The following is a 22,043-nucleotide window of genomic DNA, read 5'->3' on the forward strand; positions in this document are numbered from 1 at the left end:
CGGGATCGATAGAATGTATGAAAGCTGGAAACTGAACGGCTTCCACGCGACGGGCGGTTTCGAAAAGATTTACGGTATGGGCGTAGCAGTGACAGACGATGAAAATTCTCGTTACGGTCAAAGAGGTGGCGACCGTCGAAGACGAGTTCGAAATCGAGGGAACCGAAATCGCCGATCAGTACCTTGGTGCCGATCTCAACGAGTGGGACGACTACGCGATCGAAGAGGCAGTGCAGCTTCAGGAAGACGGTATCGCCGACGAAGTCGTAACGGTCACCATCGGTCCGGAGGACTGCGAGCAGACCGTCCGGCAGGCCCTCGCGAAAGGTGCGGACCGTGCCGTTCGCGTCTGGGACGACGCCCTCGAGGACGTCGACCTGCTCGACGTCAACGCCAAGACGGAGATCCTCAGTGCCGTCATCGAGGCGGAAGACCCTGACCTCGTGCTCTCCGGCGTGCAGGCCGGCGACGACAGCTTCGGCGCGACCGGCGTCTCGGTCGCCGAGAACCTCGGTTTCCAGTGGGGGGCCGTCGTCAACCACCTCGAGCACGATCTCGAGGACGGTCTCGCCTCGGTGCGACGCGAACTCGAGGGCGGCGTCGAGGAACTGACCGACATCGAGCTGCCGGCCGTCCTGACGATCCAGACGGGGATCAACGAACCGCGCTACGCCAGCCTCCGTGGCATCCGGCAGGCACAACAGAAACCCCTGGACGTCCAGACGCTGGCCGACATCGGCGTCGACGAGAGCGCCATCGAGACCGAACTCGAGCTCACGGACATGTACGAGCCCGAAAGCGAGAGCGACGCGACCTTCTGGGAGGGCAGCCCCGACGAAACCGCCTCGGAGTTGGGTGAACTGCTCCGCGACAAGGGGGTGGCACAATGACGGATGTCCTCGCGGTCGCGGACCACCGACGCGGCGAACTGCGCGACGTCAGCTACGAGAGCATCACGGCCGGCCGTGAACTCGCCGACGAAACCGGCGGCGACCTCCACATCGCGGTCATCAGCGGCACCGTCGACGACTTCGCCGACAAACTCAACCGCGACGGCGTCGACGCGATCCACACCGTCTCCCACGGTGAGGAGTTCAACCACGATATCTACAGCCAGGCGATCACACAGCTCTACGACGAGCTCGCACCGCAATACGTGTTGACGCCGAACAGCGTCAACGGGCTCGATTACGCACCCGCGATCGCCAACGAACTCGATCTGCCGGTCGTCACAGACACGGTCGACCTCGACAACGACGGCGAGACGCTCGTCGCGACGCGGGAAATGTACGGCGGGAAAGTCGAGACGACGACCGAACTCGAGGGCGACGCTGTGATCACGATCCGCGGTGCCGAGTGGCCCGCCGCGGAGGGGACCGGCGACGCCACGATCGAGGCCTTCGACGCGGACATCGACGAAGACGCGATCGGCTCGACCGTCAACGGCTTCGAGGAAGTCGGCGGCGGCGACGTCGACATCAGCGAGGCCGACCTGCTCGTCTCGGTCGGCCGCGGGATCGAGGAGGAGGAGAATCTCGATCTGATCCGCGATCTGGCGGACGCGCTCGGCGCGACGCTGTCCTCGTCCCGTCCGATCGTCGACAACGGCTGGCTGCCCAAGAACCGGCAGGTCGGCCAGTCCGGGAAAGTCGTCACGCCCGATGTCTACATCGCGATCGGGATCTCCGGCGCGGTCCAGCACGTCGCCGGCATGAAAGGCTCCGATACGATCGTCGCGATCAACACGGACCCCAACGCGCCGATCATGGACATCGCCGACTACGCGATCGTCGACGACCTCTTCGACGTCGTGCCGGAACTCATCGACGAGTTCGACGGATAAGCGGGCGAACCGCGATCGAACGGCGTGAGCGAGCGGTTTTTTTATCCGGATGTCTGCGCGAGCGGTCGCGACTCGAGCGGAAACAGGTGGTCGCACGTCGTGCCGGCAGTCGCCGACGAGTTCGACGGGGAAGCGATAGCAGCCCGGCCGAACGGACTCACGGCGCTGCGCGCCGTGGTGAACCGAGCGGTCGTTGGGTCGGGATCGCGGTTGCGGTGTCGCGTGCCCGCTTTCTGCAACAGCGTTCTCGGTGTCGGGTGGGTCACGACACACGAGTAGGTCCCGTTCGGGAGTTCACCACCGACGACTGGCGACGATCCCGGTTACTCAACCGGTGATATCGCCGTTCTATTGATAGTCAGCTAACTGTTCAGGTTTAGCAGACAGTACAGTTATATGCTATGAGTTGGATGCGGAGGTATGCCCAGTCGATCGAACCGACGAACACTACTGTCTGGTCTCTGTACCGCTGGTCTCGGCGGCCTTGCCGGCTGCCTCAGTTCGGTACCCGGACTCGACTCGAACGATGCCGAGTCCGGAACCGGCGTTGGCGGTACCGACCGGACGCTCAAACTCGGGATCATGCAACCGCTAAGCGGCAGGCTCGAGTCGCTCGGGAAACCGATTCGAGACGCCGCAGAACTCCCGGCCAAACAAGTACGAGACGACGTATCGCTCGACATCGACTACAACGTCGTCGACACGGGAACGTCCCCGTCCAAAGGCGTTCAAAGCGCTTTCAAACTCGTCACCGAGGGCGAGTACCCGATGGTCAACGGTCCGGCGGCGGCCGACGTGACGCTGCAGGCGACCCAGCAGGTGCTCATTCCGTACCGGACCGTCTGCTGTTCGCCCAGCGCGACGTCGCCGACGATCACGTCGCTCAACGATGCCGGCCTCGTCTTCCGGACCGCACTGTCGGACCGGCTGCAGGCGCTTGTCCTGGCCCAGAAGGCGGCGAACGACCTCGGCCACGACAGCGCCGGAATCCTCTACGAGAACAACGACTACGGGTGGCAGTTGGCCCAGGCGTTCACGCGGTCGTTCCAGCGTACACACGGCGGCACAGTCACGTCGCAGGTCCCGCTGAAAGGCGACTCGAGTTCCTACGACGCGGCCATCGAGCGAGCCAGAACGGACGATCCAGACCTGTTGCTCGTGATCGGCTATCCGGGGACCGGCGGCCAGGTACTCGCTGACCTCGGTGCCGACGCCCCGGAGGATATCCTCGTTACCGACGGGATGCAAGACAAGAGCCTCCACGACCAAGTCGACTACTCGCTCGACGGCATCCGCGGTACTGCACCGCTGGTCAACGGGCCCGGTAACCAGAGGTTCACGAAGCTATTCAAAAACGAGTACGACACCGAACCGGGCATCTTCACGCCCCACTCGTACGACGCAAGCGCCGTCTTGCTCCTCGCGAACGCTTACGCTGGGCAAAACGACGGCCAAGCGATCGGCAGCGCCATGCCGGTTGTCACGACCGGAGACGGGAAAGAGATCACCCCGGACAATCTCGCAGAGGGAATCGAACTCGCGGCCCAGGGCGAGGCCGTCACGTATCGGGGGGCGTCCAGTCCGGTTAATTTCGACGAGAACGGCGACGTGACCGACGGCGTCATCCAGTACTGGGAGTTCGACGAAAGCGCTTCCAGCGGAATCGCCGAAATAGAACGGGTGAGTCCATAATGGTGTCGCCCGCATCGCTGGTTCCGTCGTTTATCAGGCGGCGATACCTCCTGAAGTTCGTGGTCTCGATCCTGGCGGTCGTGCTCGTGATCGGGAGCGTCGGGGCAGTCAGCTACGTCCAGATCAACGACACGGTCCGGACGGACTCGGATGAACAGCTCGAGTCGACCGCCGAAACGCACGCGGATACGATCAGTAACTGGGTCGAGTCGATGCGCGTCCAGACCCGAACGGCGTCCGATTCGTCGGTCCTTCAGGAGGGCGATCCGCAGGCGGTCCAGGGCAAACTCGTCGAAGAGCAGGCCCGGATGGACGTCGACGTCCGTGCCATCCACTACGTCGACACCGAGAACAACGAGATCGTCACGAGCACGGACGCGTCCTACCGCGGCAAATCGTTCGCCGATATGGCGGAACCGTGGGCCACGGACGGCTTCGAGGACAACCTCGGACTCGACGAGTCCGTCTGGCACTCCCAGTCGGCCTACAAGTCGCCGACGCTCAAGGACAAAGTGATGGCGTTCGCCAGTCCGGTCACCGACCGCGACGACCGGGCCGTCGTCATCGTCGGCGCCCTCGAGTATCAGGTCAACCAGCTCCACGAGGAGAACACGTCCGCCTCGACAGCCATCATCGGCGGCGACGGTGCAACCGTCTTCAAGGCCGAATCGGCGTCGTTCGACGCCGACGTGGTCGACAGTGGGGCGATCGAGGCTGCCCTCGGCGGTCGAATGACGCTCAACCGGGACGATGATGTCGTCCGATCGTACGTCCCCGTGGGCAACACCCAGTGGGTCGCCGTCACGAGCGTCCCGGCGGAGCAAGCCTACGGCGTCGCGAACGACGTCAAGATAAATGTCATAACGATGATACTTGCGAGTCTCATCGCGCTCGGTGCCGTCGGCGTCGTCCTCGGGCGACAGACCGTCGGCCCGCTGGCTCGGCTCCGCGACCGGACGGCCGAGATGGAAGAGGGCAACCTCGACGTGGATCTCGAGACGAACCGCGTCGACGAGATCGGCCGGCTGTACGACGGGTTCGACAGCATGCGCACCTCGTTGCGAAACCAGATCGAGGCGGCCGAGGTCGCCCGCAGGGAAGCGGAAGCGGCCCGCGACGAGACCGAATCGATGAACCGCCACCTCGAGACGAAAGCCGAGGAGTTCAGCAGCGTGATGGACGAGTGTGCTGACGGCGATCTGACCCAGCGGCTCGACCCCGAGAGCGAAAGCGATGCGATGACCGACATCGCGGTCGCGTTCAACGAGATGCTCGAGGAACTCGAGGAGACGACGGCCAACGTCAAGGCCTTCGCCGACGAGGTGGCGGCGGCCAGCGAACAGGTGACTGCCAGCTCCGAGGAGGTTCGCTCGGCGTCACAGCAGGTTTCCGACTCGATTCAGTCGATCTCGGACGGTGCGGACCGCCAGAACCAGAACCTGCAGTCGGTCAACCAGGAGATGAGCGACCTGTCAACGACAACGGAAGAGATCGCGGCCTCCTCGAACAACGTCGCCGATCTTGCAGAGCAGACGGCCGAAACTGGACGCCTCGGTCGCCAAGCGGCACAGGAGGCGATCGACGGGATGCACGTGATCGAATCGGAGTCGACCGATGCCGTCGATGCGATCCAGGACCTCGAAGAGGAGATGGCACAGGTCGACGAACTCGTCGAGTTCATCTCCGACGTCGCCCGCGAGACGAACATGCTCGCCCTGAACGCGAACATCGAAGCGTCGCGGGGCGACAGCGGCGAGGACGGCTCCGGGTTCGGTGCCGTCGCCACGCAGGTCAAGGAGTTAGCCGCGGACACGAAATCGACAGCTGAGGACATCGAAAAGCGGTTAGAGCGGATCGACGAACAGACGAGCGAAACGGCGACCGAGGTCCAGCGCACCGCAGAGCGGATCTCGGAGCACGTCGGCTCCGTCGAAAACGCCGCGGAGGCGCTCGACGAGATCGCCCACTACGCCGATCGGACCAACGACGGCGTACAGGAGATTTCCGCGGCGACCGAGGAACAGGCGGCCTCGACGCAGGAGGTCGTCGCCATGGTCTCGTCGGCGACGAATATCTCCGAATCGACCGCGGCCGAATCCCAGCGCGTTGCGGCGGCTGCCGAAGAGCAGACTTCCGCCCTCTCGGAAGTGTCGGAGAGCGCGAGTTCGCTCGCCGATCAGGCGGCACACCTGAGCGAGACGCTCGATCACTTCGAAACCGACCGAGCGGAAGACGTCTCGATCGACGAGTACGAATCCGACCACGAGATGTCCTTCGAGTTCGAGGAGTCGGACATCGACGGCGACGACATGGTCGAGCACAGTGACGGGACTCCCGACACGGTAGCCGAGACTGCAACCGAGTCCGAGCCCGACACCCAAGCATCGACGGAGGCCACGCGGGGCGTGACCGACGCGGGAGACGGAAGCGATGGCGGCGACGACGGAGCGGACGAGACGGAGACCGGGTCCGAGTCGGACGCCGACGACACGGACGCTGACGGATCGTCGGACGACGAGTTCACCTTCACTCGATTCGACGACGAGTAAGTCCGAATCGACGGTCGAACCGTCACGTACTTTTCACCGCCGTCCTAAGCGCGGGTGATGGAACTGCTGGAGCGCCGACGGGCGCTGATCGAGGAGCGTCTCGTCGAGGTCGTCGAGGGGGTCGAACCCGAGACGCTCAGCGACGAACTGCGCCACGTTGCGCTCTCGGGCGGCAAGCGCGTCCGACCGATGGTAACGCTACTGGCCTGTGAGACGGTCGGCGGGCGAGCCGAGGACGCCGTCGAGTTCGGCGTCGGTATCGAACTCGTCCACAGCGCCTCGCTCGTCGTCGACGACATTATCGATCGCTCGGAACTGCGACGCGGAACGACCAGCGCCTGGGCCGAGTTCGGCCACGGGCCGGCGATCATTACAAGCGACGGGCTGTTAGGCGAAGCGTTCGCCCTCTTTTCTGCGAATCCGGACGCGACGCGTGTCGTCGCCGAAGCGATGGTCGAACTCGGTGTCGGCGAGGCAACCGAACTGTCGGCCGAGCCCACCAACGAAGACGAGTACATGACGTTAGCCCGTCGAAAAACCGGTGCGCTGTTCCGGGCTGCGGCCGAACTCGGGGCGATCGCCGCCGACTCCGATCCCGTCACCGTCGAGGCGCTCGGCGAGTACGCCGAGCGGGTCGGGGTCGCTTTCCAGATCAGGGATGACGTCTTGGATGCCGTCGCCGATCCCGACGAACTCGGCAAGCCGACCGGCCACGACGCCGCCTTGGAGCGCCCGTCGGTCGTTCAGGTGACGGATCTCACGCCCGACGAAGCGAACGCCCACGCCCGACAGGAAGCCGACCGGGCGATCGACGCCCTTGATCGGGTCGAGGTCGCCGACCCCGACGCACGACAATACCTCCTCGAGCTCGCCGAATTCGTCGTCGAGCGGGAACGATAGCCGGTGTGACGACGCCGAGCGGCAGCGTCTCGAGCCACCAACGGGTCAGACGCGTTCGGCCCCGCGCCGTCCGTCGTCCCGACCGTCCGAGAACCGCGACTCCGCGACGGCGAACGTGAGCGTACTCACGATCCCGAGCAGTGTCCCCGCGGTCAGGGCCGCCGCGAGATACGTGATCCCGACTCGCTCGAGGAAGAACGCGCTCACCGCGTGGAGGACGACCGCGATAGAGAGCACGTAAAACGGCGCGTTCAGATAGCGCCACTCGAGCGAGTCGGCGATGTACTCGTCGGTGATCTGGCCGAGACTGGTGGTCAGCCCCGCGGCGGCGAACCAGAGGATCGCGCCGTTGACCAGTGCCGCGAGCATGACTGGCACGTCGAGACTCCCCGTCGTCGAGGCGCGCACCGACTCGAGGGTCTCCATCCCGCTGACGCCCCCGAGGACGAACAGCGCCGCGGCGACGACGTACGCCAGCAACGTCGTGCGACCGGCATACAGCGAGCGGCGGGCGCGTTCGACGGTGGCGTCCAGTCGATCGCCGAGACACAGACCGCGAGAGATGAGGTACAAGCCGAGTAACGCCGACGTCGTTCCCAATACGAACCCGGGCATCTCCAGGACGGAGCCGACCAGTGCGAGCGGGTAGATCAACAGGAGAATCCCGAGGGGAATGAGTACCGTCCCGCGCGTTTCGGGGTCGTTTAACACCTGCTTGATCGTGTAGTACATCGACTCCAAGTTCTGTGCCTGTCGGACGACGACTCGCCGGACGCCGTCAATGGGGACGCGCGAACGGATGATCGGGATGACGGATTCGTCCTGTGCGCCGTCCGTGATCACGAGGGCGGTGACGTCTTCCGCGGTCGAGAGGCTCGCGAGGACGGTATCGACCTCGTCGCCGACTTCGCGGTTGGCGCTCACGTCGCCCTGATCGTTCCCGGTGACGACGGCGACCTCGACGCTTTCCTCGCGGTCGGCGAGATCGTCGTAGACGTGCAAGCCCTGAAAGATGACGTTGACATCCGAGTCCTCCGGATCGGCGGTCGCGAGGGCGACGGCCGCCTCTTCGACGGGCTCACGGCCGATGACCGGCGTCGAAAAGCCGGTCTTGCGACCGAGATCGTCGTCGAGATCGACACAGAGGACCAACAGCATCGCCTCGTGGTTGCACGCCGCGGTATTTCTCTCTTCTGGACGACGGAATCGAAGCCGCCGCGAGCGCGCTTGCGGTCTCGCGAGGACTCAGCCCGACCCGCTCGTCTCGAGGGAGCACTCGGTCGTCGAGGAGAGCACGTCACCGACCGCGTCAGCGTCCGTGGTCGTCACCCGCTCGTCGTAGTCGTCGCGGTCGATGTGGGCCGGAAACGCCGTCCGGACAGTTCCGTTTCGGGCTCCGCGAACGCGGCTGCGACCGCCGCGGTAGACCGGCTGATCGTCCCCTCGGCATCGAGGACGAACAGTGCCGTCGGCGCGAGGCCGCGGGCCGTCTACCGCTTGTCTTCGCGGTCGCTCTCGACGGCGGTTTCGATTCGGGCCGCCAACTCGGCGTACTGGTCGGCTCCCGTCCCTTTCCGGACGTAGTCGGTGACGCCGGCCGAGATCGCCTCGTCTGCGATCTCCGCGGATCCGGCCCCGGTAAACAGGATAAACGGAACGTCGAGGTCCCGGCTCCGTATCGCCCCGAACAACTCGAGGCCGTCCATGCCGGGCATGTCGTAATCGCTGACGACGCAGTCGATTCCGCGATCGGGGTCAGGGTCGGGCTCGCCGTCGACGATCGCCAGCCCTTCGCGGCCGGTTTCGGCGGTCGTCACGACGAGATCGTCGTCGCGCCGCTCGAGGACGGTCGCCGTCAACTCGCGGTAGTGGGGGTCGTCGTCGATACAGAGAACGTAAATCCCCGGTGACATCGGATACGCTACATTCCGTCGCCGTGATATAATAGTATGGGGCCGCGACTCGGCCGTCGGAGCCCGTCGATCGGCTCTCCTGATTTCGCACGGCTTTTGAGGCTCGGGCGGATACGTTCCCTCGAATGATCTCGAAGGGCTGTGAGCAGTGCGCGAAAGGTGGGAAAATGGTGCTGTTCGTCTACGGTTACTGCGACCAGCGCGACTGCTTTTACTGCCCGCTCGGCGAGAACCGCAAGAACGTCACCGATGTCTACGCCAACGAACGACTCGTCGAGAGCGACGACGACGTCCTCACCGAAGCCCACCGGATGGACGCACTGGGGACATCGATCACCGGTGGCGAACCCCAGGAGGCCCTCGGCCGGACCTGTCACTACCTCGAACTCCTCAAAGACGAGTTCGGCGAGGACCACCACACCCACCTCTACACCGGCATCACCGGCGGCCGCGAGAACATGCGTCGGCTCTCGGAGGCCGGCCTGGACGAGATCCGGTTCCACCCGCCCTACGAACAGTGGGGCGACCTCCACGGCACCGAATGGGAGGAGATTCTCCACATCGCCCGTGAAGAGGGGCTGACCCCCGCGTTCGAAATCCCCGGTATCCGCGCCGAGTCGGAGTTCCTCGAGTTCTTGGACGAAGGCGCGGCCGAGTTCTGTAACATCAACGAGTTCGAGATGAGCGACGGGAACTACCGCCGGATGCAGGAACAGGGGTACGAACTCAAGGAAGACCACATGAGCGCCGTCGACGGCTCCCGCGAGGAGATCCTCGACGTGATGGGCGACCACGAGAAGGTTTATTTCTGTACTTCCGTCTTCAAGGACGCGGCCCAGCACCGCCGCCGTCTCAAGCGCATGGCCCGCAACATCCGCCGCGAGTTCGACGACGTCACCGACGACGGCACGCTCGTCTACGGCAAGACCCACGCCGACCCCGCGGCGTTCGAAGCCCTAGGCGTCCCCGAGGAGTTTTACACCGTTAAAACCGACCACGTCGAGGTCGCCTGGTGGCTCTTAGAGGAGATGATCGAGGACGGCGATCTCGAGGACGGCGAGATCGTCGAACAGTATCCGACTTACGACGGCCAAGTGGTCGAGCGGACGCCCCTCGCCTAAGTACGGCGAGCGAACGCCGCTGTCGACTCCTCGACGACGGAGTAGCGGGCGGCCCGGGATTGCATCCGATCACGGACCGACCGACGGGAACGCTTTTGCACAGTATAAGCACCGTCCCACAACGGCCAATGCAAGAACACGGCCGTTTCAAAGCCGTTCCGTCCGTTTCCGGAGTGAACGGGGACGCTGTCGCTTAGCGAGGCTGTAATAATCTGCCCCGGGCCGGTACGCCGGAGTACGATGCACTTCCGAACCATTGCTGTCATCGCCGTCGCACTGCTCGTGGCACTCTCCGGGTGCAGCGCCCTCGGGGGGTCGCAAGCGGACGGACCAACCGACTCCGATGCCGAGACGGAACCGCTGAACGGGACTGAGACGAACGCGGACGGGCCCGACGACATCGAACCCGGCTCCGGCGACGCCGAACCGAACGGAACCGACGGCGACACGGACACGGACGGGGGAGAGGCCACCGCAGACGCGGCGTGGCAGCCGCCCGAGGAACCGAACCGCCCACTGGAAGACAAACGCGAGGATCGGATCCAGTCCGTCACGTTCGTCGACAAGGAACCCGCAGCGAACGGCGACGGCTATTCGAACTTCAGCCTCGAGATCGTCGCCAACACCAGCATGGAAGCCGTCGACCCACCGGCACACGGTGACGTGATCGGAGAACCGTACTTCTTCGTTAAGATCAACGAAGACGAGCAGAAACTCGTCGAACGGACGGACCAGGTTCGAATGGACGAGAACGGAACGTATCACATCGACGTTCGGCCGGCCGGTCTCGAGGAGTTCGGTGCTGGCCCGCTGACCGTCGAGGTCTTCCTGATGGACGAGGACAAGGACTGGGATGACATCTACGACGCCGTGGGCAGAGAGATCCAGTACGCTCCGGACGGGGGCACCGACGGCTCGAGTGCGACCGCCGACGAGTCGGAACCGATCGAAAGCGCCACGTCCGACTGAACTGTCACGACAGACCGCAAGCGGTCGTCGGAGCGGGTGTGTAGTTCGTTTCGGGACGGGACGATCGGTGACGGCCACGGATCGACCGCTCTCCGCGAGGTCAGTCGATCTCGGTCGGGTCGACATCCGGTAACGTAATGAGGTTCTCCCGGCCGATCCTGAGCTTCTCGATCTCGTCATCGTCGGCCATCTTCGAGAGCAGTTGGGAGACCTTAGCGTTCGACCAGCCGGTCTCGGTGACGATCGTCCCCTGTTTCATCCGCCCGCCGTTCCGTTTGAGCAAGCGGAGGACGCGCTCCTCGTCGCTCAACAGTTCGGGGTCGATCTCGTCTTCGACGGGCTCCTCGAACTCGAGATGGGTACCCGGTTCGGGACCGTCGGTGGCCGGGTCAGCCGCCGCGGGCGCGACCGCTTCGGAACCGCCGGCTCGGTCGGCTGTCGGGGTGTCGCGGTCGTCCCCGGTATCCGCGCCGAGTCTCGCAAGGATGCCGAGCGACGAGAGGCGTTCGGCCGAAATCGGGACATCGAGCGTTCGTTGGGTGAGCAGATACACCGCCCCACCGACGACGATCACGAGGCCGAGAACGGCGGCGAGCAGCCAGCCGCCGCCCGAAAAGAGGGGCGAGCCCTGACCGGCACCCGCGAGGATCGTGATCTGGAGACCGTCCGGACCGAACTCGTGGGGGCCGTCCCAGACGAGCGCACCGTCTTCCGTCCCCGTCGGCGCGTCGACGAAACCGTAGTTCGGCGGCGGCTCGACGACGAGGCGCTGACCGGCTCCCAGCGTCTGGATTACGTTCCGATCGGCCGCCTGGAACGAATCGCCGACGTGAATTCGATCCCCGTCGACGGGTGCGAAGTTCGTCCACGTAAACGAGTAGGCGATGACGCCGATCCGATCGGCCGTCCCGTCCGACGGCTGATCCGACTCTGGGTCGCGCTCTTCGATTCGGGGGTCGTCCCACTCTTCGTCCTCGATCGACATCTCGCGCCCGGTCGCTTCGGATACGAGGCCCGCATATCGCGTGAACAATCGGGGGTCGTACGGAGCGTCTCGGCGTCCCGAGACGACCGCGTCGGCGTACTCGTCGAACGTTTGCGCATCGGTATCGTTCGACAGCCGAAATCGACTCTCGATCGTCCATTCCGCGTTCCCGGACTCAGTGATTCGAACGGTGATGATCTGCCGGGTGTCGGGTCGCTCGAGCGAAGGCGGTGTGACTGCGGCCGAGGAAGCAGTCTGTGACTCGAGGACGTCGTCGGGAGGGGAGGGCGCTGGCGGGGACCGCTCGTCCGTCTGGTAGGACTGACCCGACGGCGTTGCGGCCACTGCCCCCAGCGTAGTTGTAGCGAGGAGGACTGCGAGGGCGAGTGTGGCGGCAGTGGACATCCGCATGCGTATCAACGGGTGGTTTCCCGGGGGAAAAAACCCTTTCCATCGGAAAATAAAACGTTACTGACGGCGCTAACGGGTTTCCCGGACGGTAAGCAGATCATTAAACTCGGCCCCGGCTGTTCGTTTGGAGACGACCTGTTTTTGTATCAAGAGCCCGTACGGAGTGGCGATGACCAACGCGACCCCCGCCCTCCTCGCGTTGCTGCTCGTCCTCTCCGTGCCCGCGATAACGATCGTTGCGGCTGGGCCTGCCGACGGGGGTAACAGCGCTGTGGAGACGGTGCGACTGCAAACGTCGTCCTCCCAGACACCAACGACGGTTAACAATACGACCAATCGACTCCCGCTCAGCGGTGAGGTCCGAAGCGAGTACACCGAGTACGGGCCGGACCTGGGAACGGCGCTTGCGAGCGCGGACGACCAGCTCCGGGTCGACCACGACCAGTATACCATCGTCGACAGCGAGTTCGACGATGCGACGGACGAGGAACGAAAAGCGATACTCCAGGCAGCCTACGACCGACTCACGGAACGAGCGGCCGAACTCGAGCAACGCGAACGCAACGCAACGAGGGAACACGCCGCCGGCGAGCGGTCATCGGCGGAACTCCTCCGGACGCTGTTACGCAATCACAACGAGGCGGCGATGCTGTCGCGTGATCTCGAGGAGCTTGGCAACCGAGCGGATCAGGTGCCGGGCTATTCGCTATCGGGGAGTCGAACCCGCGCGACCCACACGACGCTGGATGCACACCGAACGCCGCTCCGATCGACACTCGGACGCCTGTCCGAACGGCCGACCGACAACGTTCATTACGATGTCGTCGTCTCGACCTCGTCGACCGGCTACAGCGTCGCGATGATGGACGGCAGTCAGTACGTCGTCGAAACGAGCCGGTTCGATAACCGCGACGAATCGGCACCGGACCGGTTCGAAAGCGGTGAGGCGTACGATCACATCGGCGACCTCTACCCGTGGGCAAGCGAATTCGGCCCGTCCTTCCAGGATAACAGCCCCGGCTACTACTGGGCTGACGTGGGACACGATCACGGCCACCTCGAGTTCTACTTCGACAGCGGAACGGGCGAGGTCTACCGCGAAATACAGGAGCTATCCGTCTCATCGCTTCCAACCGACGACGGCCGGACCTGGATCAGCAACGGGCTCAAGCTGACGGCGACCGAGACGGCTGCGGGCGGACCGGTGAAGGTGACGGTGGTCGACGCGGAGACCGGTGATCCCGTCCGGGCAACCGTCTCGGTCGATGGCATCGAAGTCGGCGAGACCGACGATGACGGGACCCACTGGATCGTGCGGCCACTCGGTCCCAGCGAGATCACAGCGGAAACGGACGCCGGGAGCGTCAGCGCGACGGTCGAGGCGGCCTCCTGACCCTGACCCAGGCTTCTGGGAGCGGACGAATGGAGCGAGCGCCAACCGGTGCCGGGCAGCCAGCCCCTCTGGGGACCTGAGATTTTTACGGGAACGAGCGGCCAGAGCGGACCGTGACCCGAACGCGGGATCGTCGCGGCACACGGCCAGCGGTATCGGCGGGTAAACGCGCCGTCAGTCCGGTCGTCGGCGTCGTTGTGTTACTCGCGCTCACCGTTGTGCTCGGGGCCGTCGTTGCCGTCGGTGTCAACGCGTGGGTGCTCGCGTCGCCCGGGCCGACGGCGAGCTTTGACCTCTCCGTCGACGGGGACCGGTCGGTGATCGAGATCGAACACGTCGCCGGGGAGCGCATCGACGTCGAGTCGCTGTCGGTGATGATCACGGTAAACGGGCGAGCACTGCGCGCACAGCCGCCGGTTCCGTTCGTCGGCGCGAGCGGGTTCAACGGGACGCCGGACGGCCCATTCAACTCGAGAGCCGATTCGGACTGGACGGCCGGAGAGCGGGCCGCGGTCTCGGTCGCGGCTACCAACACTCCGGCGCTCGAGACGGGGGACTCGGTCTCCGTGACCCTCACGGTCGACGGGCGGCGGATCGCCGCCCTCGAGACGACGGCGACCTGAGACGGGGGCTCGTCGCTTATTCCGGCGCGCGTCCGATCGTCGTGATCGCGACCTCGGGATCGTAGGACGGTCCCATGAACGCGTGTTTCACGTCCTCGAAGCCGGCGGCTTTGAACATCCGATCGGCCTCGTACTCGTCGTAGAAGAGCATGATCGAGTCGGCGAGCAGTTGGCTGACGACGTTGTCGGGATAGTTCGGGCCGACGACGAGCACCTGGCCGCCGGGTTTGAGAACGCGGCGGAACTCGCGGAGCGCGAGGATCGGGTTGGGCCAGTACTCTATCGACCCGGACGACCAGACGATATCAAACGTGTCCGTCGCGAACGGGAGTCGTTCGGCGTCGCCGCGGTGGAACTGGACCGGCGGGGCGCGTTTCCCGAACTTCTCGTAGGCCTGTTCGAGCTGATGCTCGCTCTGATCGAGGGCGTACACCTCGTCGACGTGCTCGAGTAACCCCTCGGTCGCGAACCCGGTCCCGGAGCCGACATCGAGGACCGTCATGTCGTCCTCGATCTCGAGCAGGGAGAGGGCCTCGGTACGCATTTCTTCGGTCCAGATGAAAGGATTCACCTGGTCGTAGACCCGTGAGAGGTACTTGTAGAACAGTCGAGCACGGGCCTTGTTCTCGAGAAGTCCCATTACTGAAGCGTTTCGATCCGATCGGCATATGTCTGCTGTTCTCGGCGGGCCGAACGGGGGAGTAAGGACGAATTACCGACCGACCGAGGGCGAATCGCGCTGAGGCACTTTCGCAACTACCATATACGCGCTCTGGCAAACGTCCGACTGCTTAGAGTATGCCGAGGCCAGAGGTTCTCGAACGAATTAAGTCGGCGGAAGAGGAGGCCGACGAGATCGTCGCATTGGCAGAAAACGACCGCGACGAGCGAATAGCCGAGGCCCGGGAACGCGCCGAGGAGATTCGCACGGAAGCGGAACAGGAGGCCCAGGAGTTGCGGGAGCGCCGCCTGGAGGAAGCTCGCGAGGAGATCGACGCGGACTGCGAGCAGGTCCTCGAAGAAGGCGAACAGGAGCGTGAGGAGCTCGCCGAGCGCGCCCGGCAACGGGCCGACGACGTCACCGACTACGTCGTCGAACTGTTCCAGGAGGACGTTCATGCTCAGACCTGAGCGAATGAGCAAGGTCTCGGTGACCGGCTCCAGGGGCGTTATGCCCACGGTCATCGAGACGGTTCACGAGCTGAGCCTGGTGCATCTGTCGGACTACGACGGCTCTTGGGAGGCGTTCGACAACGGCGACCCGATGGCGGGTGCCGACGACGCCTCCGAGAAGCTGATCACCGTCCGCGCCCTCGAGAGCACCCTCGATCTCTCGGCCGACGAGGCCGAACCGGGGACCCTCGAGGAGGGCTGGGAGGCGCGACTCGAGGAGATCCGCACGCGGATCAACGAACTCGATGACCGGCGCGCGGAGATCAACGACGAACTGCGGCAGGTCGACGATCGGATCGATCGCGTGGCTCCGTTCGCGGAGCTCGGCATCGACATCGACCTGCTGTCGGGCTACGAGTCGGTCGACGTCCTCGTCGGCGAGGGCTCGCTCGAGGCCGTCGAGGCGGCCGTTAGCGCGTCCGACGACGTTCGGGCGTTCGAGACGTTTACCGGCGGCAACGTCGTGGCGATCGTCGCCGCGCCCGCCGAAAGCGCCGGCGAGACTCCGATCGACGACGCCCTGGTCGGCGTCGAGTTCACCCGCTACGAGGTGCCCGATACTGACCAAAGTCCCGACGATTACGTCGCCGACCTCGAGCGTCGAAAGCGCGACCTCGAGTCCCAACTCGACGATATCGATGCGGACCTCGAGGAGATCAAGCAGGAGGAGGCCGGCTTCCTCCTGCGTGCCGAAGAAGAGCTGACGATCGAGGTTCAGCAGGCGGAAGCGCCGCTGCAGTTCGCGACGACCGACCACGCGTTCGTCGCGGAGGGCTGGCTCCCGACCGAGGAGTACGACCGGCTCGTCGCGACACTGAACGATGCGGTCGGCGACAGTGTCGAGGTCGAAGAACTCGTCCGCGCCGACTACAACGACGAGGGGTATCCGACGCGGACGGAAGACGTCGACCACGGCGGCTCCGGCGGTGCCGAGGAGACGACCGAGGAGGAAGAACGCGAGGCCGCAACGCAGGAGGCGATCGCCGACGGCGGGACGACCGCGGCCAGCGGCGACGTCGTGACGATGGTCGACGAACCGCCGGTCATTCAGGACAACACCGGTCCGGCGAAACCGTTCGAGTTCCTGCTCCGGCTGATCGATCGGCCGAAGTACAGCGAACTCGATCCGACCGTCGTCTTGCTGTTGACGTTCCCGGCGTTCTACGGCTTCATGCTGGGTGATCTCGGATACGGGATGCTCTACACGGCCGCCGGCTTCTTCCTGTACAGCCGGTTCGACGAGGACATCATCCGAAGTCTGGGTGCGATCGGCATGTGGGCCGGCGGGTTCACGATGCTGTTCGGCGTCCTCTACGGGGAAATATTCGGACTACACGTTCTCGGCGAGCTCCTGTTTAGCCACGGCCCGCCGCTGCGTAAGGGGATCCAGCCCGCGTTCTCGCAGTTCAGCCAGACGTGGCTGCTGGTGAGCGTCTTCCTCGGACTGGCCCATCTCACCCTCGGGTACGTCTTCGGCTTCGTTAACGATCTCGACCACGGCGTCGGAGACGCCTACTTCGAGAACGGCTCGTGGGCACTGCTCATGATCGGGCTCTGGACGTGGATCTTCAGTCGCCACCTTGGAGCTGCGAAGCCGAACTTCCTGTTCGAAGTGTTCGGGTCCGGTTCCGAGGCGGCGCTCGAGCTCGGGTTCACCGGCTTCCCCGCGGAAATCGGGCAGTTCGTCGCACTGCCGCTCATGCTGATCGGGTTCACGACGATGGTCTACGGCGAGGTCAGACACTACGGCGCGCTCGGCATCATCATCGGCGGCCTCGAGAGCTTCAACGTCTTCGGTGACGTACTCTCGTACCTGCGGATCGCCGCGGTCATCCTCGCGAAGGCAGGCATGGCGTTCGTCGTCAACATGCTGTTCTTCGGGGTGTACGTCGTCGAGACCGATCACGGCGCGGAGTGGCACTTCGGTACCAGCCACGCGCCCCAGCACATGCTCGAGCAGGGGACCTACCACGGTCACGAAGTGACCGAGGTCATGTTCAGCGGCCTGCTTCACGGCGGCATCCTGATGGCAGTCATCGGCGTGGTCGTTCTCGTGATCGGCCACGTTGTCGTCTTGCTGCTCGGCATCACGAGCGCCGGGCTCCAGGGAATCCGCCTCGAGTACGTCGAGTTCTTCAACCGGTTCTACGAGGGTGGTGGCCGGAAGTTCGAACCCTTCGGCGGGATTCGATCCGACGACGAGGAGTAACCCTCGTCGGCTCCCGTCTCGGCGACCGAATTTCGTGCTAGTTCGACTCGTATTTTCCCGCCCGTATCGAAAGGATAATACCCCTGGATGGCAAGTATCGAGGGTTATAACGGGGAAATCGGCAGTTTGGTTTGGGAAGTTTTAAGAACACGCTGGGGAGTAGTACCACCTGTCCGGTTGCAAAACCACGAGGAAAACTCAACATGACAATCGAAGCTCTACCCGAAATGGCACTCGCGCTGAACAGTTTCGCAGAAAACGCGGTTGCGCTACAGGAGACCGCCGCTCCGGCCGGTAACGGCGGTCCCATGATCGAGCGAGGTGCGGCGGCGGCGCTGGGTATCGGTCTGGCGGCCATCGGTGCGGGGTATGCGGAGCGAGCGATCGGTGCATCGGTCGTCGGCGCGCTCGCCGAGGACTCCATCTCGCCGGGTATCGGGATCCTGTTGACGGTCCTTCCTGAGACGCTCGTGATCTTCGCACTGGTCGCGCTCTTCGTCGGACCTTAAAGCGTCCCCCTTCGAACTTTCTTACAATGAGTTTGGATACAGTCGTTGAGGACATTCGAGAAGAGGCTCACGCGCGTGCGGAGGACATCCGCGCTGAGGGCGAAACGCGCGCCGAAGAGATCGAATCGGCCGCCCAGGAAGACGCAGACGAGATCGTCGCCGACGCCGAAGCCGACGTCGACCGCGAGATCGAGCAGTTGCGCGAACAGCGACTCTCCAGTGCGAAACTGGAGGCGAAACAGCAGCGCCTGGAGGCACGCCGCGACGTCCTCACGGAAGTCCGAGAAGCGGTCGAGGACGAACTCGCCGCCCTCGAGGGTGACACCCGCGAGGAGCTTACCCACGACCTGCTCGAGGCGGCGACGGTCGAGTTCGATGAGAGCGACGACGTCGCCGTCTACGGCCGGTCCGACGACGCGGAGTTGCTCGAATCGATCCTCGCCGACTACGACGGCTACGAATACGCCGGTGACTACGACTGTCTCGGCGGCGTCGTCGTCGAGAGCGAGGCCTCTCGCGTCCGCGTCAACAACACCTTCGATTCGGTGCTCGAGGACGTCTGGGAAGACAACCTTCAGGAGATCAGTAACCGACTCTTCGAGCAATGAGTACGGGAGCCTCGAATCCGGAGTACGTGAACGCTCGCGTTCGCTCGCGTCGAGCGGCGATGTTGTCCGACGAGGACTACCGCAAGCTGATCCGGATGGGGCCGAGCGAGATCGCGCGGTTCATGGAGGAAACGGAGTACGAACAGGAGATCAACGCGCTCGGAACGCGGTTTTCCGGCGTCGACCTGATCGAGTACGCGCTGAACCGCAACCTCGCGAAGCACTTCGATGACCTCCTCGAGTGGTCCGAAGGGCAACTCTACGACCGCATCGTTCGGTACCTCCGGAAATTTGACGTCTGGAACCTGAAGACGATCGTCCGCGGAATCTATACGGATTCCGACCCCGAGGAGATCAGTACGGATCTCATTCGGGCCGGCGAACTCGACGACGGGACGATCGACCGGCTGATCGAAGTCGATTCGATCGAGGACGTCATCGAGATCCTCGACGGGACGATCTTCGCCGAGCAGCTCGAAGACGCCTACGAGGCGTTCGAAGAGAGCGGCGCGCTCGTTCCCCTCGAGAACGCGCTCGATCGTGCGTTCTACGAGAACTTGCTCGAGGACCTCGGCCGACCCCGAGAGGGGCCGGAAGCGAAGTACGTCGAGTTCCTCGAGGCCGAGATCGACTTCCTGAACGCGCGGAACGCGTTGCGCCTCGCACGGAGCGGGGCCGATCTCGACCCCGCCGCCTACTACATCGACGGCGGCGTCTTGTTCGACGAGTCGGACCTGAACCGCTTGGTCGGCGATTACGACGCGCTCGTCGACCATATCGCCGAGAACAAACGCTACGGCGACCGCCTCTCGGAAGCGCTGGATCGGCTGCGCGATGCTGACAGCCTTATCCAGTTCGAGCACGCACTAGACGCTGCGTTGCTCGAGTACGCCGACACGCTCTCGAGCGTGTATCCGACCTCGATCTCGCCCGTTCTGTCGTTCGTCCTCGCCAAAGAGCGCGAGGTCGAGAACATCCGCGCGATCGCGCGGGGTCGCGAGGTCGGACTCGACGAAAACGAGATCGAAGAAGAGCTGGTGATCCTATGAGCCAGGAAATCGCAGTCGTCGGCAGTCCGGAGTTCACCACCGGCTTCCGCCTCGCGGGAGTGCGACGGTTCGAGAACGTCCCGGACGACGAGAAAGACGAGCGGCTGGACGAGGCAGCGACGACGGCCCTCGAGGACGAGGGCGTCGGCATCGTCGTCATGCACGACGACGACCTCGAGTACCTGTCGCGGTCGGTCCGCCAGGAGGTCGAGACGAGCGTCGAGCCGGTCGTCGTCACGATCGGGAGCGGCACCGGTGGCGGCGGACTGCGCGACCAGATCAAACGCGCGATCGGTATCGACCTGATGGACGAGGACGAAGAGAGCTAAACTATGAGCCAGGCAGAAGACATCGAATCCGTCGACGAAGACGGTGTAATCGAAAGCGTGAGCGGTCCGGTCGTGACCGCCACGGACCTCGACGCCCGGATGAACGACGTCGTCTACGTCGGCGACGAAGGACTGATGGGCGAGGTCATCGAGATCGAAGGGAACCTGACCACGATTCAGGTCTACGAGGAAACCTCCGGCGTCGGCCCGGGCGAACCCGTCCAGAACACGGGCGAGCCCCTGAGCGTCGACCTCGGACCGGGCATGATGGACTCCATCTACGACGGCGTCCAGCGCCCGCTCGACGTCCTCGAGGACAAGATGGGGACGGCGTTCCTCGACCGCGGGGTCGACGCCCCCGGGATCGACCTCGAGAAGGAGTGGGAGTTCGAACCTACCGTCGAGGAAGGTGACGCGGTCGAACCCGGCGATGCCGTCGGTGTCGTCGAAGAGACCGTCACCATCGACCACAAGGTCATGGTGCCGCCGGACTACGAGGGCGGTGAAGTCACGTCGATCGAGAGCGGCGAGTTCACCGTCGAGGAGACGGTCGCCGAACTCTCGAGCGGCGAGGAGATCCAGATGCACCAGGAGTGGCCGGTCCGAGAGGCCCGCCCCGCCGGTGACAAGGAGACGCCGACCGAGCCGCTGGTGACGGGCCAGCGCGTTCAGGACGGTCTCTTCCCGCTCGCGAAGGGCGGGACGGCGGCGATTCCCGGCCCCTTCGGTTCCGGGAAGACCGTCACTCAGCAGCAACTCGCCAAGTGGTCCGACGCGGACATCGTCGTCTACATCGGCTGTGGCGAGCGTGGTAACGAGATGACGGAGGTCATCGAGGACTTCCCGGAACTGCCGGACCCACAGACCGGGAATCCGCTGATGGCCCGGACCTGCCTCATCGCCAACACGTCGAACATGCCCGTCGCGGCCCGCGAGTCCTGTATCTACACGGGCATCACGATCGCGGAGTACTACCGCGACATGGGCTACGACGTCGCGCTGATGGCCGACTCCACCTCCCGGTGGGCAGAGGCCATGCGGGAGATCTCGAGCCGACTCGAGGAGATGCCCGGCGAAGAGGGGTACCCCGCGTACCTGGCCGCTGCGCTCTCGGAGTTCTACGAGCGCGCCGGCAAGTTCCAGCTGATCAACGGTGGCGAAGGCTCGATTTCGGTCGTCGGAGCGGTCTCGCCACCGGGCGGTGACTTCTCCGAGCCGGTCACCCAGAACACGCTGCGTATCGTCAAGACGTTCTGGGCGCTGGACGCCGACCTCGCGGAGCGTCGACACTTCCCATCGATCAATTGGAACGAGTCCTACTCGCTGTACAAGGACCAGCTCGACCCGTGGTGGGAGAGCAACGTCGCCGGCGACTGGGCGGAGACCCGCCAGTGGGCGGTCGACGTATTAGACGAAGAGGACGAGCTTCAGGAGATTGTCCAGCTCGTCGGGAAGGACGCGCTGCCGGAAGACCAGCAACTCACGCTCGAGGTCGCTCGTTACCTGCGTGAGGCGTGGCTCCAGCAGAACGCGCTCCACGACGTCGACACCTACTGCGAACCCGAGAAGACATACCGGATGCTCGGCGCGATCAAGACGTTCAACGACGAGGCCTTCGAGGCGCTTGAGGCCGGTGTACCACCCGAAGAGATCACGGACGTCGACGCTGCGCCACAGCTCAACCGGATGGGCACGGCCGAGGAGTGGGACGAGTTCATCGACGAGATCGAGAACGACCTCAAAGAACAACTACGAGCACTGTACTAA

20 protein-coding genes are annotated in these 22,043 nt (G+C 64.4%); 16 read left to right on the forward strand and 4 right to left on the reverse strand.

Annotated features, from left to right (window positions below; genetic code table 11):
• The first annotated feature begins 98 nt into the window (after positions 1-98).
• From C486_RS09020 to C486_RS09045, 5 genes are all read left to right on the forward strand, one after another.
• Positions 99-890, forward strand: a complete 792-nt coding sequence (locus tag C486_RS09020; RefSeq protein ID WP_008455361.1) for an electron transfer flavoprotein subunit beta/FixA family protein — start codon at positions 99-101, stop codon at positions 888-890.
• Positions 887-1,843 (forward strand): electron transfer flavoprotein subunit alpha/FixB family protein, encoded by a 957-nt coding sequence (locus C486_RS09025; protein WP_008455363.1) that lies wholly within the window; start codon positions 887-889, stop codon positions 1,841-1,843. Before C486_RS09020 ends, C486_RS09025 begins: the two co-directional genes overlap by 4 nt.
• A gap of 420 nt (positions 1,844-2,263) precedes the next feature.
• Complete coding sequence (locus tag C486_RS09035) at positions 2,264-3,535, forward strand: ABC transporter substrate-binding protein (protein ID WP_008455365.1); 1,272 nt, start codon at positions 2,264-2,266, stop codon at positions 3,533-3,535.
• Positions 3,535-6,084: a methyl-accepting chemotaxis protein gene (locus C486_RS09040; protein ID WP_008455367.1), complete on the forward strand. Its 2,550-nt coding sequence runs from the start codon at positions 3,535-3,537 to the stop codon at positions 6,082-6,084. Before C486_RS09035 ends, C486_RS09040 begins: the two co-directional genes overlap by 1 nt.
• Positions 6,085-6,141: 57 nt before the next feature.
• Complete coding sequence (locus C486_RS09045) at positions 6,142-6,984, forward strand: polyprenyl synthetase family protein (RefSeq protein WP_008455369.1); 843 nt, start codon at positions 6,142-6,144, stop codon at positions 6,982-6,984.
• 45 nt (positions 6,985-7,029) lie between these two features.
• Here the strand turns inward: C486_RS09045 and C486_RS09050 are convergent, their stop codons facing one another.
• Together C486_RS09050 and C486_RS09055 are read right to left on the reverse strand one after the other, a co-directional pair.
• A complete protein-coding gene (locus tag C486_RS09050) occupies positions 7,030-8,142 on the reverse strand; it encodes a DUF373 family protein (protein WP_008455370.1) in 1,113 nt (370 codons plus the stop codon).
• A gap of 332 nt (positions 8,143-8,474) precedes the next feature.
• Positions 8,475-8,897: a response regulator gene (locus tag C486_RS09055; RefSeq protein ID WP_008455372.1), complete on the reverse strand. Its 423-nt coding sequence runs from the start codon at positions 8,895-8,897 to the stop codon at positions 8,475-8,477.
• A 125-nt stretch (positions 8,898-9,022) separates the two neighbouring features.
• On the opposite strand from C486_RS09055, the gene C486_RS09060 reads away from it, so the two are divergent.
• Positions 9,023-10,018 (forward strand): radical SAM protein, encoded by a 996-nt coding sequence (locus C486_RS09060; RefSeq protein WP_008455373.1) that lies wholly within the window; start codon positions 9,023-9,025, stop codon positions 10,016-10,018.
• A 240-nt stretch (positions 10,019-10,258) separates the two neighbouring features.
• Entirely contained in the window at positions 10,259-10,987 is a 729-nt protein-coding gene (locus C486_RS09065; RefSeq protein ID WP_008455375.1) for a hypothetical protein, read from the forward strand.
• A 100-nt stretch (positions 10,988-11,087) separates the two neighbouring features.
• On the opposite strand, the gene C486_RS09070 is transcribed toward C486_RS09065, so the two are convergent.
• Positions 11,088-12,383, reverse strand: a complete 1,296-nt coding sequence (locus C486_RS09070) for a helix-turn-helix transcriptional regulator (RefSeq protein WP_049910332.1) — start codon at positions 12,381-12,383, stop codon at positions 11,088-11,090.
• Between the two features lie 169 nt (positions 12,384-12,552).
• On the opposite strand from C486_RS09070, the gene C486_RS09075 reads away from it, so the two are divergent.
• Positions 12,553-13,776, forward strand: coding sequence for a DUF7096 domain-containing protein (locus C486_RS09075; RefSeq protein ID WP_008455379.1), 1,224 nt, complete (start codon positions 12,553-12,555; stop codon positions 13,774-13,776).
• Between the two features lie 113 nt (positions 13,777-13,889).
• Positions 13,890-14,399, forward strand: coding sequence for a type IV pilin (locus C486_RS09080; protein WP_008455381.1), 510 nt, complete (start codon positions 13,890-13,892; stop codon positions 14,397-14,399).
• A gap of 16 nt (positions 14,400-14,415) precedes the next feature.
• On the opposite strand, the gene C486_RS09085 is transcribed toward C486_RS09080, so the two are convergent.
• A complete protein-coding gene (locus C486_RS09085) occupies positions 14,416-15,039 on the reverse strand; it encodes a methyltransferase domain-containing protein (protein ID WP_008455382.1) in 624 nt (207 codons plus the stop codon).
• A 158-nt stretch (positions 15,040-15,197) separates the two neighbouring features.
• Between C486_RS09085 and ahaH the strand changes: the two genes are divergently transcribed.
• The 7 genes from ahaH to C486_RS09120 all read left to right on the forward strand — a co-directional run bounded on the left by ahaH (position 15,198) and on the right by C486_RS09120 (position 22,043).
• Positions 15,198-15,530 carry an ATP synthase archaeal subunit H gene (ahaH, locus tag C486_RS09090; RefSeq protein WP_008455384.1) on the forward strand — a complete coding sequence of 111 codons (333 nt, stop codon included), beginning with the start codon at positions 15,198-15,200 and terminating at the stop codon, positions 15,528-15,530.
• Positions 15,531-15,570: 40 nt separating this feature from the next.
• Positions 15,571-17,781 carry a V-type ATP synthase subunit I gene (locus tag C486_RS09095; RefSeq protein ID WP_008455386.1) on the forward strand — a complete coding sequence of 737 codons (2,211 nt, stop codon included), beginning with the start codon at positions 15,571-15,573 and terminating at the stop codon, positions 17,779-17,781.
• Positions 17,782-18,008: 227 nt separating this feature from the next.
• Positions 18,009-18,290 (forward strand): hypothetical protein, encoded by a 282-nt coding sequence (locus tag C486_RS09100; protein WP_008455388.1) that lies wholly within the window; start codon positions 18,009-18,011, stop codon positions 18,288-18,290.
• Positions 18,291-18,316: 26 nt separating this feature from the next.
• Positions 18,317-18,898, forward strand: a complete 582-nt coding sequence (locus tag C486_RS09105; RefSeq protein WP_008455390.1) for a V-type ATP synthase subunit E — start codon at positions 18,317-18,319, stop codon at positions 18,896-18,898.
• On the forward strand, positions 18,895-19,947 hold the full coding sequence (locus tag C486_RS09110; protein ID WP_008455392.1) for a V-type ATP synthase subunit C: 1,053 nt from the start codon (positions 18,895-18,897) through the stop codon (positions 19,945-19,947). Before C486_RS09105 ends, C486_RS09110 begins: the two co-directional genes overlap by 4 nt.
• A complete protein-coding gene (locus C486_RS09115; protein ID WP_008455393.1) occupies positions 19,944-20,276 on the forward strand; it encodes a V-type ATP synthase subunit F in 333 nt (110 codons plus the stop codon). The genes C486_RS09110 and C486_RS09115 overlap by 4 nt, the downstream gene beginning before the upstream one ends.
• Before the next feature lie 3 nt (positions 20,277-20,279).
• Positions 20,280-22,043 (forward strand): ATP synthase subunit A, encoded by a 1,764-nt coding sequence (locus tag C486_RS09120; RefSeq protein ID WP_008455395.1) that lies wholly within the window; start codon positions 20,280-20,282, stop codon positions 22,041-22,043.

It is taken from the genome of Natrinema gari JCM 14663 (genome assembly GCF_000337175.1).
In the GTDB taxonomy this organism is placed as follows: domain Archaea; phylum Halobacteriota; class Halobacteria; order Halobacteriales; family Natrialbaceae; genus Natrinema; species Natrinema gari.

Coding starts and splice junctions, on each gene's coding strand:
- C486_RS09040 (WP_008455367.1), top strand. CDS start 3,535: ATGGTGTCGCCCGCATCGCTGGTTCCGTCGTTTATCAGGCGGCGATAC.
- C486_RS09060 (WP_008455373.1), top strand. CDS start 9,023: ATGATCTCGAAGGGCTGTGAGCAGTGCGCGAAAGGTGGGAAAATGGTG.
- C486_RS09100 (WP_008455388.1), top strand. CDS start 18,009: ATGGCACTCGCGCTGAACAGTTTCGCAGAAAACGCGGTTGCGCTACAG.
- C486_RS09115 (WP_008455393.1), top strand. CDS start 19,944: ATGAGCCAGGAAATCGCAGTCGTCGGCAGTCCGGAGTTCACCACCGGC.
- C486_RS09035 (WP_008455365.1), top strand. CDS start 2,264: ATGCCCAGTCGATCGAACCGACGAACACTACTGTCTGGTCTCTGTACC.
- C486_RS09045 (WP_008455369.1), top strand. CDS start 6,142: ATGGAACTGCTGGAGCGCCGACGGGCGCTGATCGAGGAGCGTCTCGTC.
- C486_RS09025 (WP_008455363.1), top strand. CDS start 887: ATGACGGATGTCCTCGCGGTCGCGGACCACCGACGCGGCGAACTGCGC.
- C486_RS09095 (WP_008455386.1), top strand. CDS start 15,571: ATGCCCACGGTCATCGAGACGGTTCACGAGCTGAGCCTGGTGCATCTG.
- C486_RS09120 (WP_008455395.1), top strand. CDS start 20,280: ATGAGCCAGGCAGAAGACATCGAATCCGTCGACGAAGACGGTGTAATC.
- C486_RS09020 (WP_008455361.1), top strand. CDS start 99: ATGAAAATTCTCGTTACGGTCAAAGAGGTGGCGACCGTCGAAGACGAG.
- C486_RS09070 (WP_049910332.1), bottom strand. CDS start 12,383: ATGCGGATGTCCACTGCCGCCACACTCGCCCTCGCAGTCCTCCTCGCT.
- C486_RS09105 (WP_008455390.1), top strand. CDS start 18,317: ATGAGTTTGGATACAGTCGTTGAGGACATTCGAGAAGAGGCTCACGCG.
- C486_RS09065 (WP_008455375.1), top strand. CDS start 10,259: ATGCACTTCCGAACCATTGCTGTCATCGCCGTCGCACTGCTCGTGGCA.
- C486_RS09055 (WP_008455372.1), bottom strand. CDS start 8,897: ATGTCACCGGGGATTTACGTTCTCTGTATCGACGACGACCCCCACTAC.
- C486_RS09075 (WP_008455379.1), top strand. CDS start 12,553: ATGACCAACGCGACCCCCGCCCTCCTCGCGTTGCTGCTCGTCCTCTCC.
- ahaH (WP_008455384.1), top strand. CDS start 15,198: ATGCCGAGGCCAGAGGTTCTCGAACGAATTAAGTCGGCGGAAGAGGAG.
- C486_RS09110 (WP_008455392.1), top strand. CDS start 18,895: ATGAGTACGGGAGCCTCGAATCCGGAGTACGTGAACGCTCGCGTTCGC.
- C486_RS09050 (WP_008455370.1), bottom strand. CDS start 8,142: ATGCTGTTGGTCCTCTGTGTCGATCTCGACGACGATCTCGGTCGCAAG.
- C486_RS09085 (WP_008455382.1), bottom strand. CDS start 15,039: ATGGGACTTCTCGAGAACAAGGCCCGTGCTCGACTGTTCTACAAGTAC.